A 26,194-nucleotide genomic window follows, 5' to 3' on the forward strand; every position below is an offset into this window, starting at 1 on the left:
TTGTTTTGGCGGCCGGGCCGGAGCGAGCGGTGAGCCAGCGCAAGATCATCCATTGCGATTGCGACTGTTTCTACGCCTCGGTGGAGATGCGCGACGATCCCACGTTGCGCGGCCGGCCGCTGGCGGTGGGCGGCCGGGCGGAGCATCGCGGCGTGGTCGCCACCTGCAACTACGAGGCGCGCGCCTTCGGCGTGCATTCGGCCATGTCCACCGCCCGCGCGCTGCAGCTCTGCCCCCAGCTGCTGCTGATTCCGCCAGACTTCGAGCGCTACCGCGCCGCCTCCCGCCTCATCCTCGCCATCTACCGCGACTACACGCCGCTGGTGGAGCCGCTGTCGCTGGACGAGGCCTACCTGGACGTGACCGGCGTGGATCGCTGCCAGGGTTCGGCGACGCGGATGGCGGAGGAGATACGCGGCCGCATCCGCGACGAGGTCGGCATCACTGCCTCCGCCGGCATCGCGCCGAACAAGTTCATCGCCAAGGTGGCGAGCGACTGGAACAAGCCGGACGGCCAGTTCGTCGTCCGCCCGCAAGAGGTGGACGCCTTCGTCGCCGCGCTGCCGGTGAAGAAGATCTTCGGCGTCGGCAAGGTCACCGCCGCCAAGCTGGCCCGCCTCGGCGTGCACACCTGCGGCGATCTGCGCGCCTGGAGCCTGGCCGACCTCACCCAGCATTTCGGCAGCTTCGGCGCCAGCCTGTACCGCTTGTGCCGCGGCATCGACGAGCGCGAGGTGAAGCCGGACCGCATCCGCAAGTCCATCTCGGTGGAAACCACCTATGTCACCGACCTGCCGGACCTCGCCGCCTGTCGCGCCGCGCTGCCGGCGCTGATGGAGGAGTTTGCCCGCCGCTTCGAGCGCACCCAGTCGCGCCGGCCGGTGACCAAGGCGGTGGTGAAGATCAAGTTCGCCGATTTCTCCCAGACCACCGCCGAGTGCGCGGCCAGCGGGCCGGATGTCGCTACCTGGTTGCGCCTGCTGGAGGAAGGGCACGCCCGCCGCGGGCTGCCGGTGCGCCTGCTGGGCGTGGGCCTGCGCTTCGCCGAGAGCGAGGACGATGCCGACGAGGGCGAAGGTAAAAAAGCCCGGCAGATCAGCCTGTTCGGCGACCTGCCGGGCTAAAGGACCACCACGGGTCCAACTAGAGGAGATGCATTACAGAATCAGAAGCGATGCACGATGCCGGCGCCGAACTGGTTCTGGTCGACCGGGCCGGTCGCAGTCGGCGAGTTGGAGCTGGCGTTCTCGGTGCCGGTGAAGAGCAGCGGCGTGTCGTTGTAGCGGCTGCCGAACACGTACAGGTTGGTGCGCTTGGACAGCTTGTGGGTGTAACCCAGCGCGAAGCCGCGGACGGCATCGTCCTGTGCCGCGCCGTACAGGTTCTCGTTGCGGCCTTTGTTGTACTGGTAGGTGCCGAACAGGCTGCCGTTCTGGCCGATCGGGGCGCTCAGGCCCACCAGCCAGGATTTCTCCTTCTCCGCCGTGCTGACGTAGTTGCGCTTGCGCAGTTGGCCATAGGCGGCATGCACCTTGACCGCGCCGAAGTCGTAGGTGCCACCCAGCGCCATGCTCTTGGCGTTGTCGCGGCCGGTGGAGCTGAGGTTGTTGGCGTAGTTCTTCTGCTCGTACACCAAGACTGCCAGCAGCGGACCATTCTTGTAGCGCAGGCCGGCGTTGAGGGCGCGTTGGTCGCTGGTGTTCTCCACGCTCTCGTCGTCAGTGATGTTGCCGCTGTAACCGAGCGCGAAATCCAGGCCACCGAAGTTCGGTGAGTAGTAGAACAGCGCGTTGCTCAGGCGATTGCTGATCTGGCTGTAGCCGAACAGGGTGTTCATCGATGCCTGGCCGTAGGTAGTGCCGAAGGGCGACACCGCCGCCAGCCAGCCATAGCCGATGCCATCCTGGCGGCCGACGCGGATCTCGCCCAGGCTGCTGACCACATTCACCCAGGAGGCGCGGTTGCTGAAGGTGAAGGCGGAGCCGGAGTCCGGGCTCATGCCCATCTCATAGACGAAGCCGACCTTGGTGCTGTTGCCGATGTCTTCGATGCCGCGGAAGCCCAGGCGGGAGCCGGCGCTGGTGCCGCTGTCGATAGCTTGGCGGCTGTCCTGGCCGCTGGCCTTGACGTAGGTGGCGCCGTAGTCGACCAGGCCGTAGATGGTGACGTTGGACTGGGCATGGACGCTGCCCGCAAGGCCGGCGGCGAGGAGCGCGGCCACTAGGGTTTTTCTCACAGGTTGATCCTTATGCGCGAGTGGGAGAACGCGGCCGCGGGCGAAGGATTTCGCAGCCGCAGGCGCTGCATGCCTGCGTAACGCGCGGCATGTCCCACTGGCAAGAGCATTATGTATGCCAATGTATATATATACCCGGTTGGCGGGTATTGATGCTGGATCAATGCCGTGAAAATGCTGAGTTATGGCTTATTTGCTTGCTTACAGGCCGATGGACTTTGAAGGGTTTGCGACGAATTATTTGTTTCTTATGCTACATATAATGGCGCTCAATGCCCGCTGCGGAAACCCGCCAGTGAAGAGAGGAAGCCATCCACCGCCGCCGTGTAGGCGCCGGGCAGGCCGAGCTGGCCGTTGATGTCGCCATGGCTCAGCGGCTGGGGCAGGATCTCGGTGCGCACGCCCAGCGTTCCGGCGGCGGCCGCATAGCGCTTGGCCTGGGCGCAAGGATCGTCCGCCCGGCGGGTGGAGCAGACCAGCAGCATGGGCAGGGCCTGGGCGCTCAGGTGATGCTGCGGCGAGGCGGCGCGCCAGGTGGCCGGGTCGGCCCCGAAGGCGCGGTCGTAGAGCCTGGCATGGCGGCCTTCCATGAGCTGGACGAGGTCCAGCGCCGCACTGTCCAGGGACACGCTGCCAGCCCAGGGCCGGGCGCCCAGCGCGATGGCCCGCGCCGGATCGGCGGACAGCAGGGCGATGAGGTGGGCGCCGGCGGAGTGGCCCATCAGCACCAGCCGCTGCGGGTCTGCATGCCACTCACCGGCGTGCGCCTGGACGTAGGCCAGGGCGCGGGCGACGTCCTCCGCCTGCGCCTGCGGCTCAGCCTGTGGCAGCAGCCGGTAGTTGGTCGAGACGAAGACCACGCCTTGCCCCAGCCAGTGGGCGGCCTTGTTGGCGACGACCCGTTCCGCCGCCTTGTCACCCAGGCGCCAGCCGCCGCCGTGCACCATCAGCACGATGGGCGCCGGCGGGGCGCTGGTGGCCGCCGGGGGCAGGTACACGTCCAGCTTCTGCCGGCCGGCGGTGCCGTAGGCGAGGTCGCGCAGTACCTGGCTGCCAGCCGGCAGACCGGATGCGCTGGCCGGGCGCTCGTCCACCTCGCCGGCCAGGGCATCGTCCGTCGCGGCGCCGGCCCGTTCCGCCCGCCTTGCCTCCAGCGCCTCGCGCAGGCGGCCGGCTTCGGCCGGTGGCGTGCTGCCGAGGAGGGCGAGGGCGGCGAGCAGGGCGGCGGCCAGCGGGTGCGTGAAGCGCGGCGAGGCAAGGTCTTGCGGGCGGGGGGATGGCATGGGAACTCCGGGAAGGGTGAGCAGGGCGAGGCGCGCCGCGGGAGAATAGCGAGCCGCTGGCGGGGGCGACAACCGGCTGCGGCGCCGGATGTATTACGGCCGGTTACGGCGCCTGGCATGCCGGCCATGATCTGCCGCCGGAGGCGCGGATGCGCCGGGTTTGCCGCCAGCCGGGAGGTAGTGGCCGCGGGCTGCCCGAGCGGGGGCGGATAGGGTCCGGCGTGCTGCCGGCCAGAGGGAGCAACAAGGGAACAACAAGGACAACACACCATGTCAGAGCCGATTTCCACCGACCCCGCCGCCGCCATCGTGGGCGAGCGGCCACCGGTGGGCAGTACAGCCGAGGCGACTGCGCCGGTGCCCGAGGCGCCGCCGGAAACGCCGGTCAGCCTGGGCGCTCTGTACCGTGCCTTGTGGCATCACGCCGCCGGCGCGCGCCACCTCATCCTGTGGGCCTTCCTGCTGCTGCTGGCGTCGCAGCTGTTCAAACTGGGCGTGCCCTGGCTGGCGGGCAAGGCGATAGATGCCATCCAGCATGGCGGCCTGGACGGGCTGGCCGGCGCCGGGCGGTGGCTGGCGCTGGTGTTCGCCGCCATTGCCGCCAGCTGGCTGTTGCACGGACCGGGGCGCATCCTGGAGCGCAACGTCGCCCTCAAGGTGAGGGAGCGCCTTTCCGGCCTGCTGGTGGGGCAACTGGTGAGCGCGCCGCTGGCCTGGCACGAGCGCCACCACTCCGGCGAAACCACCCACCGGGTGCAGCAGAGCAGCCATGCGCTGTACGACTTCGCCCAGAGCCAGTTCATCTACCTGCAGAACACGGTGCGGCTGGTCGGGCCCATCGTCGCCTTGTGCCTGATCTCGCCGCTGGTGGGCGTGGTGGCGGTGGTCGGCTATGGGCTGATCGGCCTGCTCATCACCCGTTTCGACCGCAGCATGATGCGGCTGGCGGTGGACGAAAACCGCGCCGAGCGCCGCTACACCGCCGCGCTGGTGGACGTGCTCGGCAATGTGTTCTCGGTGCTGGCGCTGCGGCGCGGCGGTGGCGCGGCGCGCTTGATCGCTTCGCGGCTGGCGGACGTATTCGGCCCGCTCAAGCGCAGCATCGTGCTGAACGAAGCCAAGTGGTGCTCGGTGGACCTGCTCGCCAGCCTGCTGTGGTGCGTGCTGGTAGCGGTGTATGCGATGGAGGCGAGCGGCGCCGGCAGCGGCATCGCGCTGGGCAAGGTGTTCATGGTGTACGAGTACGCCCAGCAGGCGGGCGGCGTGATCACCGCCATCGCCGCCCACTTCCAGTCACTGGCGCGGCAGCGCGCCGACTTTGCCGCGGCCGCGCCGCTGCTGGCGGCGCCCTCGGTGCAGGACGCCCGCGCGCCGGCGGCCCACGGCTGGCGCGAGCTCAAGCTGGAAGGCCTGCGCTTCTCCTATGCGGCCTCGCACGGTGGCGGGGTGGAGATAGACGCGCTCACCCTGCAGCGTGGCCGCCGCTATGCGCTGGTCGGCCCCAGCGGCGCGGGCAAGACCACGCTGCTGCGCCTGCTCGCCGGCCTTGATCGTGCCGGCAGCGGCCTGCTGCTGCTGGACGACGAGGCAGTGGAGCAGGCCGGCGACAGCCTGCGCAGCTTCGCCACCCTGATCCCGCAGCAGGCGGAGATGTTCGACGGCACGCTGGAGGAGAACCTGGCGATGGGTGAAAGCGCCGCGCCGGAAACCATCGCCGCCGCGCTGCATGCCGCCAGCGCCGACACCCTGGTCGCCGGCCTGGGCATGGGATTGGCCACCCGGGTGGCCGAAGGCGGCGCCAACTGGTCCGGCGGCCAGCGCCAGCGGCTGGCCCTGGCGCGCGGCGTGCTGGCGGCGGAAGGCAGCGCGCTGCTGCTGCTGGACGAGCCGACCAGCAGCCTGGACCCGGAATCCGAAGCGCGGGTGTACCAGCGTCTGTTCCGCCATTTCGGCGAAGCGGCGGTGGTGTCCTCGGTGCACAGGCTGCATCTGCTGGACCGCTTCGACGAGGTGATCCTGATGCGCGCCGGCCGCATCGAGGCGGTCGGCAGCGCCTGGGCGCTGGCGCAGTCCTCGCCGCTGTTCAGGGAGCTGCTGGCGGCGCAAGGGGGCGAGGTGGGAGCTGGGGCTTCCTGACGGACGCTGCTCAAAGGCCAGCAGGATGTGCGTTGAGAACCTGTGTGGTTTGGGGGGCGAATGGCTGGTTTTCTCCCCTTGCGGGGCGTAGGCGGAAAAAGCGGAGCACTGGCTTCCCCCGCCGGCGCGCCCGGTGGCCGGCAGGCCCTAGGGCCGGGACGCGGAGCGGGGCCGGGGGAGAGGTCCGCGGACCTCACACGTAGCCGTCCCTTGCGGGGCGTCCCCCTCTCCCCGGCCCTCCCCCGCGAGGGGGAGGGAGTGCGGCCTCGGGGCCGAGTTGCCTGGTGCCCTGCGGTGGGCGCCACCAATGGCTAGGCCTGGTGCCACACCTGCATCCGACTCCTACGCCGCTGCCGACCACCCCAGCATCAGTTCCCGCCGGATCCGGCCGGCCGCCTCCAGCGCCCCCTCCATATACCCACCGCCATAGACCGCCGTCTCGGTGCCGCCGAAGTGCAGCTTGCCCTGCCACACCGGCAGCTGCAGCTCGCGCTCGCCGTAGGCCGGATGGGCGATGGGCGGCTGGAGGTCCAGCTGGGAGCAGGTGTGCGGCTCGTCCGCCCAGTCGTGGTAGCGGCGCTGGCCATCCTGCGCCTGCGGGCCGAACAGCTGCTGCAGCTGGCTGGCGGCCAGCATGTCCAGGCCGCCGCGGAAGGCGGCGCGCTGGCTGGGGCTGAGGGCGATGAAGGCGCCGAGGGCGGCCTGGCCGCTGCCATTGCCGGCGTCCCAGGTTTCCGCCAGCGCGCTCTGCGAGTGGCGCAGCGTGGCGGTGCCGGACAGGCCTTGCTCGCGCCAGAAGCTCTCCGCATGCAGGCTGAGCAGCTTGGCCTGGCCGGCCATCCAGGTCGGCGCGTTGCGCAGCGCCTGCGCTAGCCGCGGCGGCAGCGGCGGTTGGAAGGCGATGCGTTCTTCCACCAGCCGGGGCGGCAGGGCGAGGATGACATGGCGGGCGGAGATGAAGCGTTCGCCCTGCGGTTCGCTCAGGTGCAGCTCGATGTGGCTGCCGCGGTCGCGCAGGCCACTGAGGGCGTGCGCCAGGTGCAGGCGCGGCGCCGGCAGGCGGGCGGCCAGCGCCTGCACCAGGGTATCCAGCCCGCCGGCCAGGCGCCGCGCGCCGCCGTGGACGTCGGCCTGCTCGAAGGATTCCGGCCGGCCGCCGGCTTCCTTCTGCAGCAGATGGCGGCCGTGTTCCCGCTGCGGCAGGCTTTCCAGGCCGAGGTCGGAGATCAGGCGGGTGATGCGCGGCTGGTGGTCCGGCCAGTACCAGCTGGGGCCGAGGTCCAGGCCCTCGTCGGTACAGAGGATGCGGCCGCCGAGGCGGTCGCGGGCCTCGAAGAGGGCGAAGTCGCGGCGCGCGCCGTGCAGCAGGTTGGCCAGGGCCAGCCCGCACAGGCCGCCACCGATGATTGCGGTTTCCAGCATGGAAGCACCTCGTATCCCGTTCTCCGGCCGTGCCGGCGTGGCCAGGCAGACGCAAGCTTCATTCCAAAGGCGGATCTCGCCGGATGAGCAGGGTTTCCGTTGCATGTCGAGGCGATAGGCACGGGGGCTGCGCGTTGGATGTGCCACCAAGCAGGCGGTGATGTGCGATGTGTTGCAGGGCCAGGGGCCGTCCGCCGGTTTGCTCGGCTCCCTGCCCTGTCGCGCGCGGCCAGCGGCGCTCAAGGCTGCGGAAACACCCGGCGGAAGGTGAGATTGAGCCGCGCGCCGGCGATATCCGGCTCTGCCGGCACCGCATGCTCCCACTGCTGCTGGAAGGGCGCGCGCATCAGCAGCAGGGTGCCGGCCTCCAGGGGCAGCGAGGCGGCTGCGCCGGCGACGCCGGGCTTGGGCCGCCAGTGGAAGGCGCGGGTGGCGCCCAGGCTGAGGGAGGCGATGACCGGCGCCGGGCCGAGGTCGGCCTCGTCGTCCGCATGCCAGCCGACGTGGTCTTCGCCGTCGCGGTAGAGGTTGGCGAGCACGGCGTTGAAGCGGTGGCCGGTTAGTTGGGCGACCTGCTCCCGCAGCGCCGCCAGCGGCGGTGTCCAGCCGTGGGAGTTGAGCAGGTTCTGGGCGTAGCGGTAGTCGATGCCGGCGTCGGAGAACCAGGCCTGCTGGCGCGGCAGGCGGAAGCGCCGGCCGGCGGCGAGGTAGCTGCCGTCGGTCCACGGGATGCCGGCGCACAGGGCGTGGAACAGCTGCTCGGCGGCGGCGGCGTCCAGCAGCCGCCAGCAGTTCAGCAGCGGATGGGGCGCGGGCAGGATGAGGGGGGCGGGCGTCATGGCCGCCAGCATAGTCGCGAAGGGCGCAGCTCTTGCTTGTTCTTCACATCGACAGCGAATGACGGACGACACGATGAGCGAAACGGCGAAGCCGCTGCGGGTGGCGGTGGCGAGCAAGGAAGGCGTGGCGGTGAGCGAGCATTTCGGCCACGCCAAGACCTTCCACATCTACGACGTGGAGGCGGGCGGCCACCGGCTGGTCGAGACGCGGGAGGTGGCGCACTACTGCCTGGGCGGCAGCTCCGACCAAGGCGCGCTGGCCGGCATCCTGGAAGCGGTGGCGGACTGCAAGGCGGTGCTGGTGGCCAAGATAGGCGACGGGCCGACGGCCAAGCTGGCGGCGCGCGGAGTCGAAGGGGTGGCGGATTACGCCTGGGAGGAGATAGGTGCGGCGCTGAGCGCCTATGCCGCCTCCCGTGGTATCTGAGGCTGGGCGCGCCCTTCGCGCGCCGGCCTCACATCGCGGGTTTCAGGCTGGACGGCCGGCGCCGCGCCCTCAGCCCTCGTACTTCACCGAGCAGCCGTAGGCCTTGGTGTTGGCCTGGCTCACCGGCTTGCCGGCCAGCGCTTCCTGCAGGCTGGTCCTGACGTAGTTGGTGGCGGTGGCGATGTCCTCCACCTTGGCGGAGGGCTTGCTGTCGATGGCGCCGGCGTAGATCAGCTTGCCTTGCGGATCGATGATGTACATGTGCGGCGTGGTCTTGGCGCCGTAGGCCATGCCCACCTTGCCGTCGGTGTCCAGCAGGGTGGCGGTGGCGGCGGCCTTCTGCTCGCTCATCCATTGGCCCATGTCGGCGGCGGAGAGGTAGTCGCCGCTGCTCTTCGCGGTGGAGTTGATCGTCAGCCACACGGCGCCGGCGCGGGTCGCCTCCTGCTGGGTGGTTTGCATATTGCCGGAGGAGTAATGCTTGCGCACGAAGGGGCAGCCAGGGTTCACCCATTCCATCACCACGTACTTGCCGCGGTAGTCGGCCAAGCTGTGGCGCTTGCCGTCGGTGCCGCTGGCGGTGAAGTCCGGCGCCGGCTGGCCGACGGTGGCGGCGGAGAAGGCGGGCGCCGGGAGCATGAGGCTGGCGCACAGGGCAAACAGGGGCAGGCGGACGGTTTTCATTGCGGAACTCCTTTCACTTCAGGTTGGCGAGGGCGCTGCGGATTTCGCCGGCGGAGAGCAGTTCGGTGAGCAGCTGGGGCGTGCCCGCGTCGGCGGGGTAGAGGGCATAGACCGGCACGCCGCTGCGGCCCAGGCCGTCCAGCGCGGCGGTGATGCTGGCGTCGCGCGAGGTCCAGTCGGCGCGCAGCAGGGCCACGCCGGCGCGGCGGAATTCCTCCAGCACCGCGGCGTCGGCCAGCGTGGTGCGCTTGTTCACCTGGCAGGTGACGCACCAGGCGGCGGTGAAATCCACGAACACCGGCTGGCCGGCGGCGCGCAGCGCGGCCACCCGCTCCGGCGACCAGGTCTCCCAGCCGGCGGTGGTGGCGGCCGGCGCCGGCTGGGCGCGCAGGCCGGGCAGCGACCACGCCAGCGCGGCGGCCAGCAGCGCCACCGCCGGCGTGCCCAGCCACCAGCGGCTGCGGCCGGGCTGCGCCCATGCCCAGGCAGCGAAGGACACCGCCAGCAGCAGGCCGAGCAGGCCAATCACCCCATTCACGCCGGCCTGCACGCCCAGCACCCACAGCAGCCAGAGCACGGTGGCGAACATCGGGAAAGCCATCACCGTGCGCAGCCGCGCCATCCAGGCGCCCGGCCGCGGCATCGCGCGGGCCACCGGGGGCAGCAGGCTGGCGAGCAGATAAGGCAGCGCCAGGCCGAGGCCGAGCGCGGCGAAGATCAGCAGCGTCTGCGCCCCCGGCAGGGTGAAGGCGAAGCCCAGCGCGGCGCCCATGAAGGGGGCGGTGCAGGGCGAGGCCACCGCCACCGCCAGCACGCCGGTGAGGAAGGCGTCCGCCGCCGGATGCTGCAGCTGCCAGCCCGCCGCCGAGCCGGGCAGCAGCGTGCGCAGTTCGAACACGCCGGCGAGGTTGAGGCCGATCAGGGTGAACAGCAGCGCCAGCGCGGCGACGAAGACCGGCTCCTGCAGCTGGAAACCCCAACCCAGCTGCTCGCCGCCGGCACGCAGGGCGATCAGCGCGCCGGCGAGGGCGAGGAAGGAGAGGATGACGCCGGCGGTGTAGGCGAAGCCGCCCACCGCCAGTTCCCGCCGCGCGCCGGCGTGGCGGGCGAAGCCCAGCACCTTCAGCGACAGGATGGGGAAGACGCAGGGCATGAGGTTGAGCAGCGCACCGCCGGCCAGCGCCAGCAGCAGGCCGGCGGCGAAACCGATGCCGGTGGGCGGGGCGGCGCCGGGCGCCGGGGCGGGGGCGGGGGCGGCGGCCGAGGCGGTGCCCAGCGCCTTCCAGCCGCTGACCGGCGCTTCCACCCGGAAGGCGCTGTCGCCCGCCAATAGAACCATGGGCAGCCGTTCCGGGCTGGCGCTGCGCTGGGGCGACAGCGGCACCTGCGCCTGCCAGCGGCCGTCCTGCCAGGATTGCTGGATGGCCTGGGCGTGCTCTATCAGCCCCTCGGTTTCCGGCAGCAGCCGCAGCTCGCTGCCGGCGAGCGTGGCCGGCAGGCCGGCGATGGTGGCGACCAGCGTGTCGCCCTCGACGCGGACCTCGGCGCTCGCGTTGGCCAGCGCCTGTGGCCGGGCGGCCAGCGCGGCCTCGAAGGCGGCGCGGTGCTGGTCCAGCACGCCACCGTTGGGCAGCAGCAGGTCGAACTCGCCGCTCTCGGGAATGCATTCCTCCTTGCACACCAGCCAGTCGGCCTGCAGCTTGACCGGCAGCCCGCCGCTGGCGGGCGCTTCGCTCAGCGTCAGCGGTACCGGCAGCAGCACGGTGTCTTCATAGCCGTAATTCACCAGCGGGCCGAAAGGCAGCGGGCGCGGCGCTGGCCAGTCGATCTCGCCGGCGCTGGCGCCGGCGGGCAGCGTCCACGCCAGCGTAGTCGGCAGGCCGGAGTCGCCGGGGTTCTTCCAGTAGGTGTGCCAGTGCGGCTGGTGCTGCAGCTGCAGGCCCAGCCACACCGGCTTGCCGGCAGCGACACCTTCCGGCGCGTAAGCAAGCAATTCGGCCCGGACCCTGGGCGTTTCCACCCTGGCGGTGGCCTGGGCGCAGACGGGAACCAGCAGGGCGAGCAGCAGCAGGCGGGCGAGGAAGGAAGCGCGGAGGGAAGGCATGGCAGCGGCCGCTTAAGGTTCGTTAAGCGACCGCTTGTGGTGGGGATGGTTCCGGCTGCCTCTGAGGGCCGCTCTCGGCGCGGGCCCTTACGCGGGGCCGAAAATCAGGCGTTCCGGCCCTTCTGCCACAGCACGTCGCCGCGGCCGCCGGCGCGGTTGAGCACGCGGCCGAGGACGAAGAGCAGGTCGGAAAGGCGGTTGAGGTACTGGCGCGGGCCGTCGTTCACCTTCTCTTCCTGCGCCAGCGCTACCAGCGCGCGTTCGGCGCGGCGGCAGACGGTGCGGGCGTGGTGGGCGAGGGCGGCGGCGCGGGTGCCGCCGGGGAGGATGAAGTCCTTCAGCGGCGGCAGCGGTTCGTTGAGGCGGTCCAGCTCGTTCTCCAGGTGTTCCACCTGCTTGCCGCTGATCATGCTCATGCCGGGGATGCAGACCTCGCCGCCGAGGTCGAAGAGGTCGTGCTGCACGTCGGTGAGCAGGCTGCGGACGTCGTCCGGCAGGTCTTCGCACAGCAGCACGCCGATGACGGCGTTGGCCTCGTCCACCTCGCCCAGCGCATCGATGCGCAGGCTGTTCTTCGGCACGCGCTGGCCGTCTCCCAGGCCGGTGGTGCCGGCGTCGCCGGTGCGGGTGTAGATCTTGGACAGGCGATGGCCCATGGCGGGATTCCTCCTCTTGGTCTGAGCGCCGGATTATAGGTGTGGGGCCAGGTTCACCCCGGCGGTGGCGCTGCAGCCTCATGATAAACTGGTCCATTCGCCCGCAGCCGCCGGGTCATAACGTTCAAGATGGGTTCGAAATCCATGAAGTCCGCTGAAATCCGCGAGAAATTCCTCAAGTTCTTCGAGTCGAAGGGGCACCAGATCGTCGCCTCCTCGTCGCTGGTGCCGCACGACGATCCGACGCTGCTGTTCACCAACGCCGGCATGAACCAGTTCAAGGACGTCTTCCTCGGCTTCGACAAGCGCCCCTACTCCCGCGCCACCACCTCGCAGAAGTGCGTGCGCGCCGGCGGCAAGCACAACGACCTCGAGAACGTGGGCTACACCGCGCGCCACCACACCTTCTTCGAGATGCTGGGCAATTTCAGTTTCGGCGACTACTTCAAGCGCGACGCCATCACCTACGCCTGGGAGCTGCTGACCGAGGTCTTCAAGCTGCCCAAGGACAAGCTGTGGGTGACGGTGTATGCGGAGGACGACGAGGCCTACGACATCTGGACCAAGGAAGTGGGCGTGCCGGCCGAGCGGGTGATCCGCATCGGCGACAACAAGGGCGCGCGCTACGCCTCCGACAACTTCTGGATGATGGGCGACACCGGCCCCTGCGGCCCGTGCACCGAGATCTTCTACGACCACGGCGAAGGCATCTGGGGCGGCCCGCCGGGATCGCCGGAGGAAGACGGCGACCGCTACATCGAGATCTGGAACAACGTGTTCATGCAGTTCAACCGCGACGAGCAGGGCGTGATGCATCCGCTGCCGAAGCCCTCGGTGGATACCGGCATGGGCCTGGAGCGGGTCTCCGCGGTGCTGCAGGGCGTGCATGCCAACTACGAGATCGACCTGTTCCAGAACCTGATCAAGGCGGCGGCGAGAGAGACCTCCGGCGCCGACATGGAGTCGCCCTCGCTGAAGGTCCTGGCGGACCACATCCGTGCCTGTTCCTTCCTCATCGCCGATGGCGTGATCCCGGGCAACGAAGGCCGCGGCTACGTGCTCCGCCGCATCATCCGCCGCGCCATCCGCCACGGCTACAAGCTGGGCGCCCGCGCTGCCTTCTTCCACAAGCTGGTGCCGGACCTGGTGGCCGAGATGGGCGACGCCTATCCCGAGCTGAAGGCGGGCGAGAAGCGCGTCACCGACGTGCTGCGCCAGGAAGAGGAGCGCTTCTTCGCCACCATCGAGAACGGCATGGCCATCGTCGAGGGCGAGCTGCAGGCCATGGCCGCAGCCGGCAAGACGGTGTTCGATGGCGACACCGCCTTCAAGCTGCACGACACCTATGGCTTCCCGCTGGACCTCACGGCCGACATCTGCCGCGAGCGCGAAGTCACCGTGGATGCCGCCGCCTTCGATGCCGCGATGGCGCGCCAGAAGGAGCAGGCGCGCGCCGCCGGCAAGTTCAAGATGGCCGCCAACCTGGAGTACGAGGGCAAGTCCACCGTGTTCCACGGCTACGAGGCGCTTGAAGCCAAGGGCGAAGTGCTGGCGCTGTACAAGGACGGCGCGCCGGTGCAGGAGCTGGCTGAAGGCGAGATGGGCGTGGTGGTGCTGGACAACACCCCGTTCTATGCCGAATCCGGCGGCCAGGTCGGCGACCGCGGCGAGCTGCGCGCGCCCGGCGGCATCTTCGCCGTGGAGGACACGCTGAAGATCCAGGCGGCGGTATTCGGCCACCACGGCGTGGTCAAGACCGGCGCGCTGAAGGTTGGCCAGGCCATCACCGCCCGGGTGGATGCCGCCGCCCGCGCCGCCACCGCCCGCAACCACTCGGTCACCCACCTGATGCACAAGGCTTTGCGCGAAGTGCTGGGCGCTCATGTGCAGCAGAAGGGGTCGCAGGTGGATCCGGACAAGACCCGCTTCGACTTCGCCCACGGCGCGCCGCTGTCCGCCGAGGAAATCCGCGAGGTGGAGGAGATCGTGAACCGCGAGATCCTCGCCAACGCCGCCACCGAAGCGGCGGTGATGGCGTTGGAGGACGCGCAGAAATCCGGCGCGATGATGCTGTTCGGCGAGAAGTACGGCGACGAGGTGCGGGTGCTGAGCATCGGCTCCTCCAAGGAGCTGTGCGGCGGCACCCATGTGTCCCGCACCGGCGACATCGGCCTGTTCAAGATCGTCATGGAAGGCGGCGTGGCCGCCGGCATCCGCCGCGTGGAGGCGGTGACCGGCGAGAACGCGCTGCGTTACGCCCAGGAGCAGGAGCGCCGGGTGCACGGCATGTCTGCGCTGCTGAAGGTGCAGCCGGACGAAGTGGCCGAGCGCGTCGCCGGCATCCTGGATAACGTGCGTGCGCTGGAGAAGGAGCTGGCGCGGCTGAAGTCCAAGCTGGCCGCCAGCCAGGGCGACGACCTCGCCGGCCAGGCTGCCGACGTCAAGGGAGCGAAGGTGCTGGCCGCCACGCTGGAAGGCGCCGACGTGGCCACGCTGCGCGAAACCATGGACAAGCTGAAGGACAAGCTGAAGTCCGCCGCCATCGTGCTGGCTTCGGTGGCCGATGGCCGGGTGAGCCTGATCGCCGGCGTTACCGCCGATCTCACCGGCAAGGTGAAGGCGGGCGAACTGGTGAATTTCGTTGCCGCCCAGGTCGGCGGCAAGGGAGGCGGCCGTCCTGACATGGCCCAGGCCGGCGGTACCGAGCCCGACAAGCTGCCGGCGGCGTTGGCCGGCGTGAATGACTGGGTGGCGGCCAAGCTGTAATGCCCTTGATCCGGCACCGCGGCCTGCTTGGTTGCTAGCAGAGCAGGCAGGCCGGGCACGAAAAGAACGGGGAGCCCGCAAGGCTCCCCTTCTTTTTCCGCCCCGGTATCGGGGCTTCAGCGGTCGTTCTTCTGCTTGTCCAGCCGGTACAGCAGGTCTTCGGCGATGTCGTCCAGCTCGCTGGCCGAGATGCCGAAATAGGACGACACGCCCGCTGCGGCCTTGCCCCATTCCTGGTCACGGTTGGAGCGCAGGTACTGGCCGGCGATGTAGCCCGCCAGTGCGTTGATGGCGATCAGGCTGCGGGATTCGTTCTCCAGGCCCTGGGCGTCGTACAGCACCTCGTAGTCGTGGTGGCACAGGATGGCGTTGGAGACCGTGACCGGCAGCCCCCAGGAGCGTGCCAGGATGCTGCCGATGGCGGCATGGTTGGTGGACAGCGCCTCGTCCTCGATGTCGGTGAACTTGCGGTCCACCGACTCGTTGGCCGTATTCAGCACCTGCTTGTAATCCGGGAAGCGCTCCACCAGCATCGGGATGCCGCAATCGTGGAACAGGCCGAAGGTGTGGGCGGTGTCCCGGCTGACGCCGCCCAGCACGCTGGCCAGTTCGGCGGAGATGGCGGCGGTGTGGGCTGAGCTGTCCCAGAAGCGCTCCAGCGAGGCATCCCGGGAACTGGTGACGGAGCGCAGCAGCCCCTCGTAGACCAGGTTGGTCAGCGCACTGAAGCCGAGCAGCTTGATCGCCTCGGCAATCGAGCCGATCTGCCGCTTGCTGCCGAACAGCGGGGAGTTGGCCGCCTTGATCACCATGGCGGCGAGGCCGACGTCGCGGCCGATCAGCTGGGCGACCAGCTTACCGTTGGTGGAGGGCTTGCGCAGTTCCGAGATCAGCTCGGTGAGGATGGCGGGGCAGGAAGGAATGGAGACGCCCTTGAGGGCTGTCTCGTAATGCTGTTCGTCTAGCTTTTGCATGTTCGTGTTGCTGGGCGGGGGTGCTGGCGGAGGCTTGCTAACCATAGCACGAAGGTGGGCGCCTAAAGCTGACGGAATGCTCACCGTCGCCCCGGAGAAGCGCACGGATAGGCGTTCTGCAAAGGAAAAGCGCCGGGCCCGCCTCGCGCTTGGAGGCAGGCCCGGCGTTGGGTGCGGCAAGGTTCAGAAGGGCAGCGCGACGCCCGGCCAGACGCCTTCGAGCGCCTTGCGGAAAGCACCCTGGATGCGGGCCAGCGCAGCGGCGTCGTCGGCTTCGAAGCGCAGCACGACCACCGGCGTGGTGTTGGACGGGCGGGCGAGGCCGAAGCCGTCGGCGTATTCCACCCGCACGCCGTCCAGCGTCACCACTTCGGTGGCGCCTTCGAAGCCGGCCTGCTCGCGCAGCCGCTTCACCAGTTCGAAAGGCTCGCCTTCGTTCATCTTGATGTTGAGCTCGGGCGTGCTCACCGCGTCCGGCAGCGCCTTCAGCACGGCGCTGGGGTCGGCGGCGCGGGAGAGGATCTCCAGCAGGCGGGCGCCAGCGTAGAGGCCATCGTCGAAGCCGTACCAGCGCTCCTTGAAGAACACGTGGCCGCTCATCTCGCCGGCCAGCGGGGCGCCGGTTTCCTTCAGCTTGGCCTTCACCAGCGCATGGCCAGTGTTCCACATGGTGGCCTTGCCGCCGCGCTGCTTGATCCAGCCGGCCAGGTTGCGGGTGCATTTGACGTCGTAGATGATCTCGCCGCCAGGCACGCGGGAGAGCACGTCTTCGGCGAACAGCATCAGCTGGCGGTCGGGGTAGATGATCTCGCCATCCTTGGTCACCACGCCCAGGCGGTCGCCGTCGCCGTCGAAGGCGAGGCCGATCTCGGCGTCGGTCTCCTTCAGCGCGCGGATCACGTCCTGCAGGTTCTCCGGCTTGGAGGGGTCGGGGTGGTGGTTGGGGAACTTGCCGTCCACCTCGCAGAACAGTTCCACCAGTTCGCAGCCCAGGCGCTTGAACAGCGTGGGCGCCACTGCGCCGGCGACGCCGTTGCCGCAGTCGATCACCACCTTCATCGGCCGGGCGAGCTTGACGTCGCCGAGGATGCGCTCGAGGTAGGCATCCACCACCTGCGCCTGGCGCAGCGTGCCGGCACCGTGGGCGAGGTCGCCTTCGGCGATGCGGCGGCGCAGGTCGAGGATCTGGGGACCGTAAAGGGTCTGGCCGCCGAGCACCATCTTGAGGCCGTTGTAGTCCGGCGGGTTGTGGCTGCCGGTGACGGAGACGCAGGAGTGGGTACCCAGCTCGTAGGCGGCGAAATAGGTGAGCGGCGTGGGGACGCAGCCGATGTCCACCACGTCTACCCCGGCGGCGCGGATGCCGTCGGCCAGCGCACCGGCGAGTTCCGGGCCGGAGAGGCGGCCGTCGCGGCCCACCGCGATGGCCTTCTGGCCGCGGGCGACGGCTTCGGAGCCGAGGGCGTGGCCGATGGCGCGGACGGCGTCGGCGGTGAGCGTCTTGTCGACGATGCCGCGGATGTCGTAAGCCTTGAAGATCTCCTGCGCGGGTACCGTGTAAGCGGTTGCAGTCATGTCATATGCCTCGCGGGTGGGGTTGGGGGATTCGGGGGACCGCCATTATGGCAGAGCGCTTCCGGCGGCACCGGGGCTAAGCTTGTCAAATCGTGTCCTGGCGGGCTTCGAAATGCGAGAGCAGGCGGCGCGCCAGCCAGCCGGTGTCGCCCGGCCAGGGGGCGGTGAGGAAGCCGACGTGGCCGCCGCTGGCGGGGCGCTCGAAGAGGATGGCGGGTGACAGCTCGGCTGCCTCGGGCTGGGCGGCCGGCGGCACGAAGGGATCGTTGGCGGCGAGCAGCAGCAAGGTCGGCAAGCGCACCGCCCGCAGCCAGGGTTTGCTGGAGGCGCGCAGCCAGTAGTCGTCGGCGCCGGCGAAGCCATGCACCGGGCCGGTGTAGAGGTCGTCGAAGTCGAACAGGCTGGCGGCGCGGCGCAGCCGGGCGGCGTCGAACAGCTCCGGTGCCGCCGTCAGCTTGGCCAACGCCTTGAGCTTCAGCGTGGCGAGGAAGTGCCGGGTATAGACGCGGTTGAAGCCGGTGGCGAGGTGGCGGCCGGAAATGGCGAGGTCCAGCGGCGGACAGACCGCGGCGGCGCTGGCGAGCAGGTTCGCCGCCGTGTGTTCACGCTCGCCCAGCCATTTCAGCAGCGCATTGCCGCCCAGGGAGACGCCGGCCGCGTGCAGCGGTGCGCCGCCGGCGGCGGGGTGCAGGCGCCGCAGTATCCAGTCGATCTCTTCACTGTCGCCCGAGTGGTAGGCGCGGGCCAGGCGGTTGGGCTCGCCGGAGCAGCCGCGAAAGTGCGGGATCACCCCGCGCCAGCCCTTCGCTGCCAGGGCGCGCATCAGGCCGATGGCGTAGTGGGACTGGCTGGAGCCTTCGAGGCCGTGGAAGAGCGCCACCAGCGGCGCATCCGCCGGGCCGTCCAGCCAGTCGAGGTCGATGAAGTCGCCGTCCGGGGTTTCCCAGCGCTCGCGCCGGTAGGGCGGGGCGAGGCCTTTGCGGGCCAGCGGCCAGATGGTCTGCAGATGCGGGCCTGGGAGCCACCAGGGCGCGCGATAGCCACTGTCCGCGGGCACGGGCGGGCGCTTTTGCTCCGCCTGGAGCGGAGCGGGCTGGGAGGGCTGATTTGCGGCTGGGCGCACGGGCGGTCCGGCCGCGGCCGGCTAGTGGACGATGTGCGGCGTCAGCTGGACGGCCAGCTGGTTGATGTCCGGCATGGTGGAGGCGTGGTGCATCACCATGCGCCAGCCCAGGGCGCCGCGGGCATAGACGTTGGTGGCGACCACCGGAACGCCCAGTTCCTCCTCGCCGGCGGCGGTCATGTGCTCGACCACGTTGTGCACCGTCAGCAGCATGTTGGCGCTCACCACCTGATGCACCGTGCGTATGCTGCGGCGCTGGCCGCTGGAGAAGGCCAGGCGCCAGGACTCGCGCACCGCGGCGAGACCGACGTCGCGCGGACCGTCGGGATGCACGCAGACCACGTCTTCGTCTTCCGACCAGACCGCCATCATGGCTTCGAGGTCGGAGCGCGAGAGGGCGTCGTAGAAGGCGGCCTCGACATCGGCTGCCGAGGTGAAGATGGGCTTGCTCACGGGCGGAACGGCGGAGGAAAACAGGGAAACGAGAGCGGACGGCGGCTCATCGCGGTCGCCCCTCGGAGGCACTGCGGGCCGGCATGGCCGGCCCGCGGCGGATTACGCGCTCAGTGGTGCCCGCTGGGGCGCTCGCCGGAGAACACGTACTGCGCGCTGCAGTACGGACAGACCGCCTTGCCTTCCTTCAGCACGTCCAGGAAGACGCGCGGGTGGCGGGCCCACAGCGGCGCGCCCGGTTGCGGGCAGTGCAGCGGCAGGTCATGGGCGGTAACGGCGATGGGCTGGGCCTTGTCGGTATTGTCAGCCATGACGGACATCCTCTCAGATGTAGGAAAGCCAGGGTTCGTATTCCGCCGCCTTGCCACCGACGACGTCGAAGAAGCGCGCCTGGATCTTGGCGGTGATCGGGCCGCGGCGGCCGGCGCCTATAGTGCGATTGTCCAGCTCGCGGATCGGCGTGACTTCGGCGGCGGTGCCGGTGAAGAAGGCTTCGTCGGCGATGTAGATGTCGTCGCGGGTCAGGCGGCGCGACTGCACGGTGTAGCCGAGCTCGGCGGCCAGGCGGATCACGGTGTCGCGGGTGATGCCGGTGAGGGCGGAGGCGATTTCCGGTTCGTAGATCACGCCATCCTTGATCACGAACAGGTTCTCGCCGGCGCCTTCGGCGACGAAGCCCTGGGTGTCCAGCAGCAGCGCTTCGTCGTAGCCGTCCTGGGTGGCTTCCAGGTTGGCCAGGATGGAGTTGGCGTAGGTGCTGGCGAGCTTGGCGCGCGGCATGGTCACGTTCACATGCTGGCGGGCGAAGGAGGAGGTCTTGATGCGGATGCCCTTCTCCAGGCCTTCCTCGCCCAGGTAGGCGCCCCAGGGCCAGGCGGCGATGGCCACGTGCACCGTGGAGCCGCGGGTGGAGATACCCATCTTCTCCGAGCCGTAGAAGGCGATCGGACGCAGGTAGCAGGACTCCAGCTTGTTGGCGCGCACCACTTCCTTCTGCGCTTCCATCAGGACTTCCTTGGTGTAGGGAATGTCCATCATGTAGATCTTGCCGGAGTTGAGCAGACGCTGGGTATGCTCGGCCAGGCGGAAGATCGCGGTGCCCTTGTCGGTCTTGTACGCGCGTACGCCCTCGAATACGGCCAGGCCGTAGTGCAGCGAGTGGGTGAGGACGTGGGTGGTTGCATCGCGCCACGGTACGAGTTTGCCGTCGTACCAGATGAAACCGTCGCGGTCAGCCATGGACATGATTGGGGTTCTCCACCAGGTGAAAGTTGTTGACGCCGGCCCGGCGGCCCCGGGCTGAATCGCGGAATTCTAGCGCAAAGCGGGCGCCGCGGCGTCGGCGCGCGGCGGCGGGAGAGAGTAAAATGCCGCCCTTTGCCCCAGGCCGCCTGCTCCATGGACCGTAGCTGGAAACCGAATGTCACCGTTGCCGCGGTGATCGAACGCGAGGGCCGCTTCCTGATGGTTGAAGAGGAGACCGCCGACGGTCTGCGCTTCAACCAGCCCGCCGGCCACCTGGAAGAGGGCGAGTCGCTGATCGAGGCGGCGGTGCGCGAGACGCTGGAGGAAACCGCCCACCGTTTCGTGCCGGAGTACCTGGTGGGCATCTACCAGTGGCCGCGGCCGCAGGGCGACATCACCTACCTGCGCTTCGCCTTCGGCGGCGCGGTGGGCGAGTTGGTGGCTGGACAGGCGCTGGACCAGGGCATCGTGCGCGCGGTATGGATGAGCGTGGACGAACTGCGTGCCAGCCAGGCGCGCCACCGCAGCCCGCTGATCCTGCAGTGCGTGGACGACTGGCTGGCTGGCCGGCGCTACGGCCTGGAGTTGCTGCACCACTACGCCTGATGCGCGGCCCGACCTTCCTGCTGCTGGCCCTGCTGGCGGCCCAGGCGCATGCCCAGGGCGCGGTCACTTCGGTGTGCTACAACTACGGCTGCGCCAGCGAGGGCCTGGTGGTGATAGACCCGGCGCGGCTGGCGCGGGCGGGCGAGACCCTGGCGCTGGCGCACGACGCGGCGGGCGAGCGCGACGCCATTGCCCATGTGATCGGCGATTTCTACCGTATCGCCGGCGAGCAGACCCCGGTGCGGGCGGACCGCGGTGGGAATTTCGCCGACCAGGGCGCGGAGGGGCGGATGGACTGCATCGACCACTCCACCTCCACCACCCGGCTGCTGCGCCTGCTGGAAGACCGCGGCTGGCTGCGCTTCCACCGGGTGGAGGAGCCGGCCCGCCGCAGCCGGGTGTTGTTCCAGCATTTTTCCGCGGTGATAGAAGAAATCGACGCGCCGCCGCACGAGGCTGTGGTGCCGGCCCCGGAGCCGGAACCCATGCCCGTGCCGGATTACATGGCGGTGATGCTGGCGCAGTGCGACTGCGCCGAAGTGCTGCAGGACCTGCGGCCGGCTGCGGCATCCGACGCCGCGCCGGAGGAGGCGTCGCTCGCCGGCCAGCCGGGTGCCCGCTTCGCGGTCGACAGCTGGTTCGTCGACAACGGCGAGCCGGCGGTGGTGTTGCCGCTGGCCGATTGGCTTGATGGAGAAGGACCGAATGTCCAGTAAGAACGATCCCGCCGGGATGAAGGTTGTCGTCGGCATGTCCGGCGGCGTCGACTCCGCCGTCACCGCCCTGCTGCTCAAGCGCCAGGGCTACCAGGTGACCGGCCTGTTCATGAAGAACTGGGAGGACGACGACGACTCCGAATACTGTTCCACCCGCCAGGACCTGGTGGACGTCGCCTCGGTATGCGACGTCATCGGCGTCGACCTGGAAGTGGTGAACTTCAGCAAGGAATACAAGGACAGGGTGTTCGCCGACTTCCTCGCCGAGTACGAGGCCGGCCGCACGCCCAACCCGGACATCCTGTGCAATTCCGAGATCAAGTTCCGCTGCTTCCTCGACCATGCCATGCAGCTGGGCGCCGAGCGCATCGCCACCGGCCACTACGCCCAGGTGCGCGAATGGAACAACGACGGCCGCAGCGAATTCCAGCTGCTGAAGGCGGAAGACGGCACCAAGGACCAGAGCTACTTCCTCTACCGCCTCAACCAGGCGCAGCTGGCGAAAACGCTGTTCCCGCTGGGTTCGCTGTACAAGCGCGAGGTGCGCCGCATCGCCGCCGAGGCCGGCCTGCATGTGGCCAGCAAGAAGGACTCCACCGGCATCTGCTTCATCGGCGAGCGTCCCTTCCGCGAATTCCTGATGCGCTACCTGCCGACCCAGCCGGGCGAGATCCGCAGCCTGGACGACGGCCGGGTGCTGGGCGAGCACCAGGGCCTGATGTACCACACCATAGGCCAGCGCAAGGGGCTGCACATCGGCGGCATCAAGGGCAAGCAGGACGAGGCCGGCGAGCACGACGCCTGGTACGTGGCGCAGAAGGATGTGAAGGCCAACGTGCTCTACGTGGTGCAGGGCCACGACCATCCGGCGCTGCTGAAGGAGCGGCTGGTGGCCACCGAGCTGAACTGGATTGCCGGCCGCGAGCCGCACACCCACTGGGTGTATACCGCCAAGCCGCGCTACCGCACGCCGGACATGCCCTGCGAGATCGACGGCATCGCCGGGGGCCGCGCCGAGATCGCCTTCGCCCAGCCGCAGTGGGCGCTCACGCCCGGGCAGAGCGTGGTGGTCTACGAATCCCGCGTCTGCCTGGGCGGCGGCGTCATCGCCTGAGTTCGGCTTCGGCGGCGGTGGTGCCGCGCCAGCCCGGCCGCCACTCCGGGCCAAGGGCGAAGCCCGCCACCCAGGCGGGCACCGCCGCCGCCGGCATCGGCCGGGCGATGCCGAAGCCCTGCACCGTATCGCAACCCAGCGCGAGCAGGGCGCGGCCCTGCGCCGGGGTTTCCACGCCTTCGGCGATCACCGAGCGGTCGAAGGCGCCAGCCAGGCCCAGCACGCCCTCGACGATGGCCAGATCCTCCGGGTTGCCCAGCATGCCGGCGACGAAGGAGCGGTCTATCTTCAGCACCTTGGCCGGCAGCCGGCGCAGATAGGTGAGCGAGGAGTAGCCGGTGCCGAAGTCGTCCAGCGCGAAGCCCACGCCATGGGCGGCGCAGCGGGCGATGTTGGCGCTGACGATGCCGATGTCCGCCAGCGCCGCGCTTTCCAGCACTTCCAGCGTGAGGCCGCTGGCGGCGAGTTGCGGATGCCGCGCCAGGCATTCGCCCAGCCAGTCCGGCAGTTCCGGCTGCTGCAGCGTGCGGGCGGACACGTTCACGCTCACCGCCATCTCCAGGCCCTGAACCTGCCAGGCCGCCATCTGCGCCAGCGCGCTTTCCACCACCCAGCGGTCTATCGCCTCGCTCAGCTCGGTGCCTTCGGAGGTCGGCAGGAAGTGGGCCGGGCCGAGGAGGCCTTCGACCGGATGCTGCCAGCGGATCAGGGCCTCCACGCCCACTACCCGGCCATCCCGCAGGCCGACCTTGGGCTGGTAGTGCAGGCACAACTCCTGTTCTTCCAGCGCGGCGGCGATGCGCTTGTATAGCGCCTGGTTGGCCTGGGCGAGCTGGTCCTGGGCGGCGTCGAACAGGTGATAGGTGGAGCGGCCCAGCTGCTTGGCGCGGTACATGGCTTGATCGGCATGGCGCAGCAGGATGTCCGGCGGGGAATCGTCGTCCGGGAAGATGGTGGCGCCCAGGCTGGCGCTGACGTGCAGGGTGAGCTCGCCGACGTGCACCGGCTCGGCGACTGCCCTCAGGATGCGGGCGAGCAGCTGTTCCACGTCTTCCGCCGATGCAAGGCCGGTCAGCAGCAGGATGAACTCGTCGCCGCCCAGGCGGGCCACGGTGTCGCCATCGCGCACCGCGGCGGCCAGGCGGTCGGCGATCTGCACCAGCAGGCGGTCGCCCACATGGTGGCCGTGCTTGTCGTTGATGGGCTTGAAGCCGTCCAGGTCCAGGTAGCCGACCACCGCCATGCTGCCTTCCGCGCGGGCGCTGGCCAGCAGGCGGTCCAGCCGGCTATGCAGCAGGGTACGGTTGGGCAGGCGGGTGAGCGGGTCGTAATGGGCGAGCTGTTCCAGCCGCTGCTGGCTCTCCTTGAGCGCGGTGACGTCGGAGAACACGGTGACGTAGTGGGTCGGCTCGCCCTGCGGGTTGCGCACCGCGCTCACCGAGATCTGCCGCAGGCAGGCCTCGCCGTTGCGGTGGCGGGCGCTGAGCTCGCCCTGCCAGGCGCCGGTGGTCTGCACCGCGGCGATCATCTCGGCGTACTCGGCCGGGTCGCCCACCGGCAGCATCAGCGGCTGGGCCGGCTTGCCGAGCACCGCCGCGGCTTCGAAGCCGGTGAGGGTGGTGAAGGCGCGGTTAACGTCCCGCACCGTGCCGTCCTTGTCCACGATGAGGATGCCGTCGTGGCTGTTGGCGAACACGCTGGCCGCCAGCCGCAGCTGGGTTTCGGCCTCCCGGCGGTACTGGACGTCGCGGGCGACGCCGACGATGCCCAGCACCCGGCCGTCGGCGTCCACCACCGGCGCCTTGATGGTCTCGTAGGCCACCGCCTGGCCGGCGGCATCGCAGACGCACTGTTCCTCGACGACCACATGGCGGCCCTGCATGGTGGAGCGGTCGTGGCTGCGGTAACCGCGGGCGGTTTCGGCGCCGAACAGGGCGGCATCGTCACTGCCGATGATCTCCTCTGCCGGCCGGCCCGCCACCCGGCTGAAGGCGCTGTTGCAGCCGCGGTAGATGCCTTCGGCGTCCTTGAAGAAGATCAGGTCGGGGATGGCATCCACCAGCGCGCGCAACTGCCGCTGGCTGGCTTCCAGGGTGCGGCGGGTGTCCAGTTGGGAGAGGCCGAGCTGCAGCAGGCCGAGCAGGGCGCTGGAGAGGGTGGCGAGCAGGGTGCCGCCCACCTCGTCCGCTTCGCCGGCCGGGGCGCAGGGCAGGAGCAGGGCGAGCACGCCCTGGTTCCGGCCCTCGTCGTCTAGCACTGGCCAGGCATGGCAGCGGTGCTGCTCCGGATCGGAGCGCAGGTCGGCCGGGGAGGGCCAGGGCGCGTCGGCCGCCCGGCCGGTGGTCGCGGCGAGAGCGCACGGCGAACCGGCGGAAGCCAGGGCGGCAATTTCGGCTGCGGTGAGCGTGGGCGCAGCCAGCGGCGCGAGTTGGCCGTCACGTAGCGCGAACAGGGCGGCGCGGGCTTCCGGCAGGCTGTGCTCCGCCAGCGCGGCGACGGCGCCTGCCAGCTCGCCAAGGCTGCCGGTGCCGGCGGCGATCCCGGCCAGCAGGCGGCGCTGGCCGGCGGTGAGGCGCTCCAGCGCGGTGCAGCTGTCCTCCTCCAGCAGCAGGCCGACCGGTGTGTCAGGCGGGAGCTGGCGGGCGCAGGCGGCGACGAGGTCGCTGGCGTAGAGCTCGCCCAGCGGCCGGCCGGCGGCGTTCTCCACCCGCAGCACCGCGGTGGCGGTGCGCAGCAACTCGGCGGCCTGGGCCAGCGGCAGCGACGGCGGGATGGTGGCGGCGTGCGTTCGGGACGCGCACATGGGGGGCGGACGCTCCTGTCGGGTCGCGGCGCAGGCCGGCGAAGGGGATATTCAGCTGCGGCGGCTGGCGGCCTGGCTCTGGCGCACGCGGGCGGCGTAGTGCTCGCAGCGCTCGAAATACTCGGCGGTGCTCTTGGGCATGGGCGTGCGGGCGCGGGTGATGTAGGTGACGAGGTCGCGGCCCTGCAGGATCAGGCGGTGGCCGTCGGCCGCCTCCTGTTGCTCCGAGGCACAGGGCGGACAGGACAGCTGCGGCAGGAAGGCGCTGAGTTCCTCGGAGGCGACGACGAAGTCCGCCCACACGTCGAACACCATGGAGTCGGTGCGCAGGGTTTCGCACTTGACCTTGGCGGCGCGGACGAAGCGGTCCACCACCTCGGTCACGCCCTGGAAGGGGCGGTTGCCGGTGAAGGTGGCATTCATGACGGTGCCGACGCGGTCGATGTCGCGCAGGGTCTGGGCGATCTTGATGTAGCGGCTCTCGTAGAAGGCTTCCACCGGGATGGAGAAGGCGCGGAAGGGCTCGCCCCACAACTCGTCTATGCCTTCCTCGCCGCTGCGATGCAGCACCATGCGGCCCAGGTGGAGCGCCTCCTGCAGGCAGACGCCGCATTCGCGCATCAGGGCGTTGTCCATGTCGATCTCCACGCCCAGCTCCTGCAACTCCACCAGCTTGGTGAAGATGTCGGTGGCGCGGTTGAACATGGCGCCGGCCAGCATCGCGCCCTTGACGCGCTTGCGCGCCGGGTCGGTTTCGGCTTCGTAGGCGCGGCGGGCATCGCCCAGGCGTTTGCCGGGGATGTTGATGCCGTGCTCGACATGGTTGAACAGACGTCGGGTGAGGGCCTGGATCAGCGTTTTCTTCGCCTGCAGCGAGTCCGCCGGCGGGTCGTAGGCCTTGATCCAGTAGCCGTCATAGAAGACGCGTTCAACGCCGTCTATGGTCTCTGTCGTACCGTTGGGTATGGATGCATTCATGGCAGCGTTCATTGCCGAAAAGCGAATACACGGGCGGCACAGGATACGCCTGTT

Annotated in this window: 22 protein-coding genes; 7 read left to right on the forward strand and 15 right to left on the reverse strand. The window is 69.7% G+C overall.

The window, feature by feature from the left end; translation table 11 throughout:
* Window positions 1-29: 29 nt before the first annotated feature.
* Window positions 30-1,124: a DNA polymerase IV gene (gene dinB, locus C7389_RS21005; protein WP_211342527.1), complete on the forward strand. Its 1,095-nt coding sequence runs from the start codon at window positions 30-32 to the stop codon at window positions 1,122-1,124.
* Window positions 1,125-1,165: 41 nt separating this feature from the next.
* Here the strand turns inward: dinB and C7389_RS21010 are convergent, their stop codons facing one another.
* Together C7389_RS21010 and C7389_RS21015 are read right to left on the reverse strand one after the other, a co-directional pair.
* On the reverse strand, window positions 1,166-2,236 hold the full coding sequence (locus tag C7389_RS21010; protein WP_162851801.1) for a porin: 1,071 nt from the start codon (window positions 2,234-2,236) through the stop codon (window positions 1,166-1,168).
* 269 nt (window positions 2,237-2,505) lie between these two features.
* On the reverse strand, window positions 2,506-3,519 hold the full coding sequence (locus C7389_RS21015) for an alpha/beta hydrolase (RefSeq protein WP_133594626.1): 1,014 nt from the start codon (window positions 3,517-3,519) through the stop codon (window positions 2,506-2,508).
* Between the two features lie 270 nt (window positions 3,520-3,789).
* Here C7389_RS21015 and C7389_RS21020 point away from each other — a divergent pair, with 270 nt between their 5' ends.
* The gene (locus tag C7389_RS21020) at window positions 3,790-5,655 is read left to right on the forward strand and encodes an ATP-binding cassette domain-containing protein (protein WP_133594627.1); all 1,866 of its coding nucleotides are present in this window, start codon (window positions 3,790-3,792) and stop codon (window positions 5,653-5,655) included.
* A gap of 342 nt (window positions 5,656-5,997) precedes the next feature.
* On the opposite strand, the gene C7389_RS21025 is transcribed toward C7389_RS21020, so the two are convergent.
* Both C7389_RS21025 and C7389_RS21030 read right to left on the reverse strand, forming a co-directional pair.
* Window positions 5,998-7,077, reverse strand: coding sequence for a flavin monoamine oxidase family protein (locus tag C7389_RS21025; RefSeq protein WP_133594628.1), 1,080 nt, complete (start codon window positions 7,075-7,077; stop codon window positions 5,998-6,000).
* A gap of 239 nt (window positions 7,078-7,316) precedes the next feature.
* Window positions 7,317-7,916, reverse strand: coding sequence for an alpha-ketoglutarate-dependent dioxygenase AlkB family protein (locus C7389_RS21030; protein ID WP_133594629.1), 600 nt, complete (start codon window positions 7,914-7,916; stop codon window positions 7,317-7,319).
* Between the two features lie 73 nt (window positions 7,917-7,989).
* Between C7389_RS21030 and C7389_RS21035 the strand changes: the two genes are divergently transcribed.
* Window positions 7,990-8,343 (forward strand): NifB/NifX family molybdenum-iron cluster-binding protein, encoded by a 354-nt coding sequence (locus C7389_RS21035; RefSeq protein ID WP_133594656.1) that lies wholly within the window; start codon window positions 7,990-7,992, stop codon window positions 8,341-8,343.
* 69 nt (window positions 8,344-8,412) lie between these two features.
* Here C7389_RS21035 and C7389_RS21040 read toward each other — a convergent pair whose 3' ends face one another.
* The 3 genes from C7389_RS21040 to C7389_RS21050 form a co-directional block, all read right to left on the reverse strand.
* Complete coding sequence (locus tag C7389_RS21040) at window positions 8,413-9,027, reverse strand: thioredoxin family protein (RefSeq protein WP_133594630.1); 615 nt, start codon at window positions 9,025-9,027, stop codon at window positions 8,413-8,415.
* Window positions 9,028-9,040: 13 nt separating this feature from the next.
* Window positions 9,041-11,131 (reverse strand): protein-disulfide reductase DsbD family protein, encoded by a 2,091-nt coding sequence (locus C7389_RS21045; protein ID WP_133594631.1) that lies wholly within the window; start codon window positions 11,129-11,131, stop codon window positions 9,041-9,043.
* 104 nt (window positions 11,132-11,235) lie between these two features.
* Window positions 11,236-11,787, reverse strand: a complete 552-nt coding sequence (locus C7389_RS21050) for a cob(I)yrinic acid a,c-diamide adenosyltransferase (RefSeq protein ID WP_133594632.1) — start codon at window positions 11,785-11,787, stop codon at window positions 11,236-11,238.
* 144 nt (window positions 11,788-11,931) lie between these two features.
* Here C7389_RS21050 and alaS point away from each other — a divergent pair, with 144 nt between their 5' ends.
* Window positions 11,932-14,553: an alanine--tRNA ligase gene (gene alaS / locus C7389_RS21055; protein WP_133594633.1), complete on the forward strand. Its 2,622-nt coding sequence runs from the start codon at window positions 11,932-11,934 to the stop codon at window positions 14,551-14,553.
* Window positions 14,554-14,669: 116 nt separating this feature from the next.
* Here alaS and C7389_RS21060 read toward each other — a convergent pair whose 3' ends face one another.
* The 6 genes from C7389_RS21060 to C7389_RS21085 form a co-directional block, all read right to left on the reverse strand.
* Window positions 14,670-15,527, reverse strand: a complete 858-nt coding sequence (locus C7389_RS21060; RefSeq protein ID WP_133594634.1) for an HDOD domain-containing protein — start codon at window positions 15,525-15,527, stop codon at window positions 14,670-14,672.
* A gap of 183 nt (window positions 15,528-15,710) precedes the next feature.
* Window positions 15,711-17,102: a phosphomannomutase/phosphoglucomutase gene (locus tag C7389_RS21065; RefSeq protein ID WP_133594635.1), complete on the reverse strand. Its 1,392-nt coding sequence runs from the start codon at window positions 17,100-17,102 to the stop codon at window positions 15,711-15,713.
* Window positions 17,103-17,187: 85 nt separating this feature from the next.
* On the reverse strand, window positions 17,188-18,159 hold the full coding sequence (locus tag C7389_RS21070) for a YheT family hydrolase (protein WP_246034920.1): 972 nt from the start codon (window positions 18,157-18,159) through the stop codon (window positions 17,188-17,190).
* 87 nt (window positions 18,160-18,246) lie between these two features.
* Entirely contained in the window at window positions 18,247-18,678 is a 432-nt protein-coding gene (locus C7389_RS21075) for a YybH family protein (protein ID WP_133594636.1), read from the reverse strand.
* A 110-nt stretch (window positions 18,679-18,788) separates the two neighbouring features.
* Window positions 18,789-18,989 carry a zinc-finger domain-containing protein gene (locus tag C7389_RS21080; protein WP_133594637.1) on the reverse strand — a complete coding sequence of 67 codons (201 nt, stop codon included), beginning with the start codon at window positions 18,987-18,989 and terminating at the stop codon, window positions 18,789-18,791.
* Between the two features lie 13 nt (window positions 18,990-19,002).
* A complete protein-coding gene (locus C7389_RS21085; protein WP_133594638.1) occupies window positions 19,003-19,923 on the reverse strand; it encodes a branched-chain amino acid transaminase in 921 nt (306 codons plus the stop codon).
* Between the two features lie 153 nt (window positions 19,924-20,076).
* On the opposite strand from C7389_RS21085, the gene C7389_RS21090 reads away from it, so the two are divergent.
* Genes C7389_RS21090 through mnmA form a run of 3 tightly spaced genes read left to right on the forward strand, consistent with a single transcriptional unit; the run spans window position 20,077 to window position 22,359 of the window.
* On the forward strand, window positions 20,077-20,529 hold the full coding sequence (locus C7389_RS21090) for an NUDIX hydrolase (protein WP_133594639.1): 453 nt from the start codon (window positions 20,077-20,079) through the stop codon (window positions 20,527-20,529).
* Window positions 20,529-21,245, forward strand: a complete 717-nt coding sequence (locus tag C7389_RS21095) for a TIR domain-containing protein (RefSeq protein ID WP_133594640.1) — start codon at window positions 20,529-20,531, stop codon at window positions 21,243-21,245. Before C7389_RS21090 ends, C7389_RS21095 begins: the two co-directional genes overlap by 1 nt.
* A gap of 16 nt (window positions 21,246-21,261) precedes the next feature.
* On the forward strand, window positions 21,262-22,359 hold the full coding sequence (mnmA, locus tag C7389_RS21100) for a tRNA 2-thiouridine(34) synthase MnmA (protein WP_133594658.1): 1,098 nt from the start codon (window positions 21,262-21,264) through the stop codon (window positions 22,357-22,359).
* Here mnmA and C7389_RS21105 read toward each other — a convergent pair.
* Together C7389_RS21105 and C7389_RS21110 are read right to left on the reverse strand one after the other, a co-directional pair.
* Window positions 22,349-25,162: an EAL domain-containing protein gene (locus tag C7389_RS21105; protein WP_133594641.1), complete on the reverse strand. Its 2,814-nt coding sequence runs from the start codon at window positions 25,160-25,162 to the stop codon at window positions 22,349-22,351. The two genes, mnmA and C7389_RS21105, sit on opposite strands and share 11 nt — an antisense overlap.
* 51 nt (window positions 25,163-25,213) lie before the next feature.
* Complete coding sequence (locus C7389_RS21110; RefSeq protein WP_133594642.1) at window positions 25,214-26,140, reverse strand: hypothetical protein; 927 nt, start codon at window positions 26,138-26,140, stop codon at window positions 25,214-25,216.
* Window positions 26,141-26,194: the final 54 nt, after the last annotated feature.

The sequence above is a fragment of the Azoarcus indigens genome (genome assembly GCF_004361735.1).
Classification (GTDB): Bacteria; Pseudomonadota; Gammaproteobacteria; order Burkholderiales; family Rhodocyclaceae; genus Azoarcus; species Azoarcus indigens.

What these genes read in the sequence shown, in the direction of transcription:
- C7389_RS21015 (WP_133594626.1), bottom strand. Translation starts at nt 3,519, where the DNA reads ATGCCATCCCCCCGCCCGCAAGACCTTGCCTCGCCGCGCTTCACGCAC.
- C7389_RS21020 (WP_133594627.1), top strand. Translation starts at nt 3,790, where the DNA reads ATGTCAGAGCCGATTTCCACCGACCCCGCCGCCGCCATCGTGGGCGAG.
- C7389_RS21025 (WP_133594628.1), bottom strand. Translation starts at nt 7,077, where the DNA reads ATGCTGGAAACCGCAATCATCGGTGGCGGCCTGTGCGGGCTGGCCCTG.
- C7389_RS21030 (WP_133594629.1), bottom strand. Translation starts at nt 7,916, where the DNA reads ATGACGCCCGCCCCCCTCATCCTGCCCGCGCCCCATCCGCTGCTGAAC.
- C7389_RS21035 (WP_133594656.1), top strand. Translation starts at nt 7,990, where the DNA reads ATGAGCGAAACGGCGAAGCCGCTGCGGGTGGCGGTGGCGAGCAAGGAA.
- C7389_RS21040 (WP_133594630.1), bottom strand. Translation starts at nt 9,027, where the DNA reads ATGAAAACCGTCCGCCTGCCCCTGTTTGCCCTGTGCGCCAGCCTCATG.
- C7389_RS21045 (WP_133594631.1), bottom strand. Translation starts at nt 11,131, where the DNA reads ATGCCTTCCCTCCGCGCTTCCTTCCTCGCCCGCCTGCTGCTGCTCGCC.
- C7389_RS21050 (WP_133594632.1), bottom strand. Translation starts at nt 11,787, where the DNA reads ATGGGCCATCGCCTGTCCAAGATCTACACCCGCACCGGCGACGCCGGC.
- alaS (WP_133594633.1), top strand. Translation starts at nt 11,932, where the DNA reads ATGAAGTCCGCTGAAATCCGCGAGAAATTCCTCAAGTTCTTCGAGTCG.
- C7389_RS21060 (WP_133594634.1), bottom strand. Translation starts at nt 15,527, where the DNA reads ATGCAAAAGCTAGACGAACAGCATTACGAGACAGCCCTCAAGGGCGTC.
- C7389_RS21065 (WP_133594635.1), bottom strand. Translation starts at nt 17,102, where the DNA reads ATGACTGCAACCGCTTACACGGTACCCGCGCAGGAGATCTTCAAGGCT.
- C7389_RS21080 (WP_133594637.1), bottom strand. Translation starts at nt 18,989, where the DNA reads ATGGCTGACAATACCGACAAGGCCCAGCCCATCGCCGTTACCGCCCAT.
- C7389_RS21085 (WP_133594638.1), bottom strand. Translation starts at nt 19,923, where the DNA reads ATGTCCATGGCTGACCGCGACGGTTTCATCTGGTACGACGGCAAACTC.
- C7389_RS21090 (WP_133594639.1), top strand. Translation starts at nt 20,077, where the DNA reads ATGGACCGTAGCTGGAAACCGAATGTCACCGTTGCCGCGGTGATCGAA.
- C7389_RS21095 (WP_133594640.1), top strand. Translation starts at nt 20,529, where the DNA reads ATGCGCGGCCCGACCTTCCTGCTGCTGGCCCTGCTGGCGGCCCAGGCG.
- mnmA (WP_133594658.1), top strand. Translation starts at nt 21,262, where the DNA reads ATGAAGGTTGTCGTCGGCATGTCCGGCGGCGTCGACTCCGCCGTCACC.
- C7389_RS21105 (WP_133594641.1), bottom strand. Translation starts at nt 25,162, where the DNA reads ATGTGCGCGTCCCGAACGCACGCCGCCACCATCCCGCCGTCGCTGCCG.
- C7389_RS21110 (WP_133594642.1), bottom strand. Translation starts at nt 26,140, where the DNA reads ATGAATGCATCCATACCCAACGGTACGACAGAGACCATAGACGGCGTT.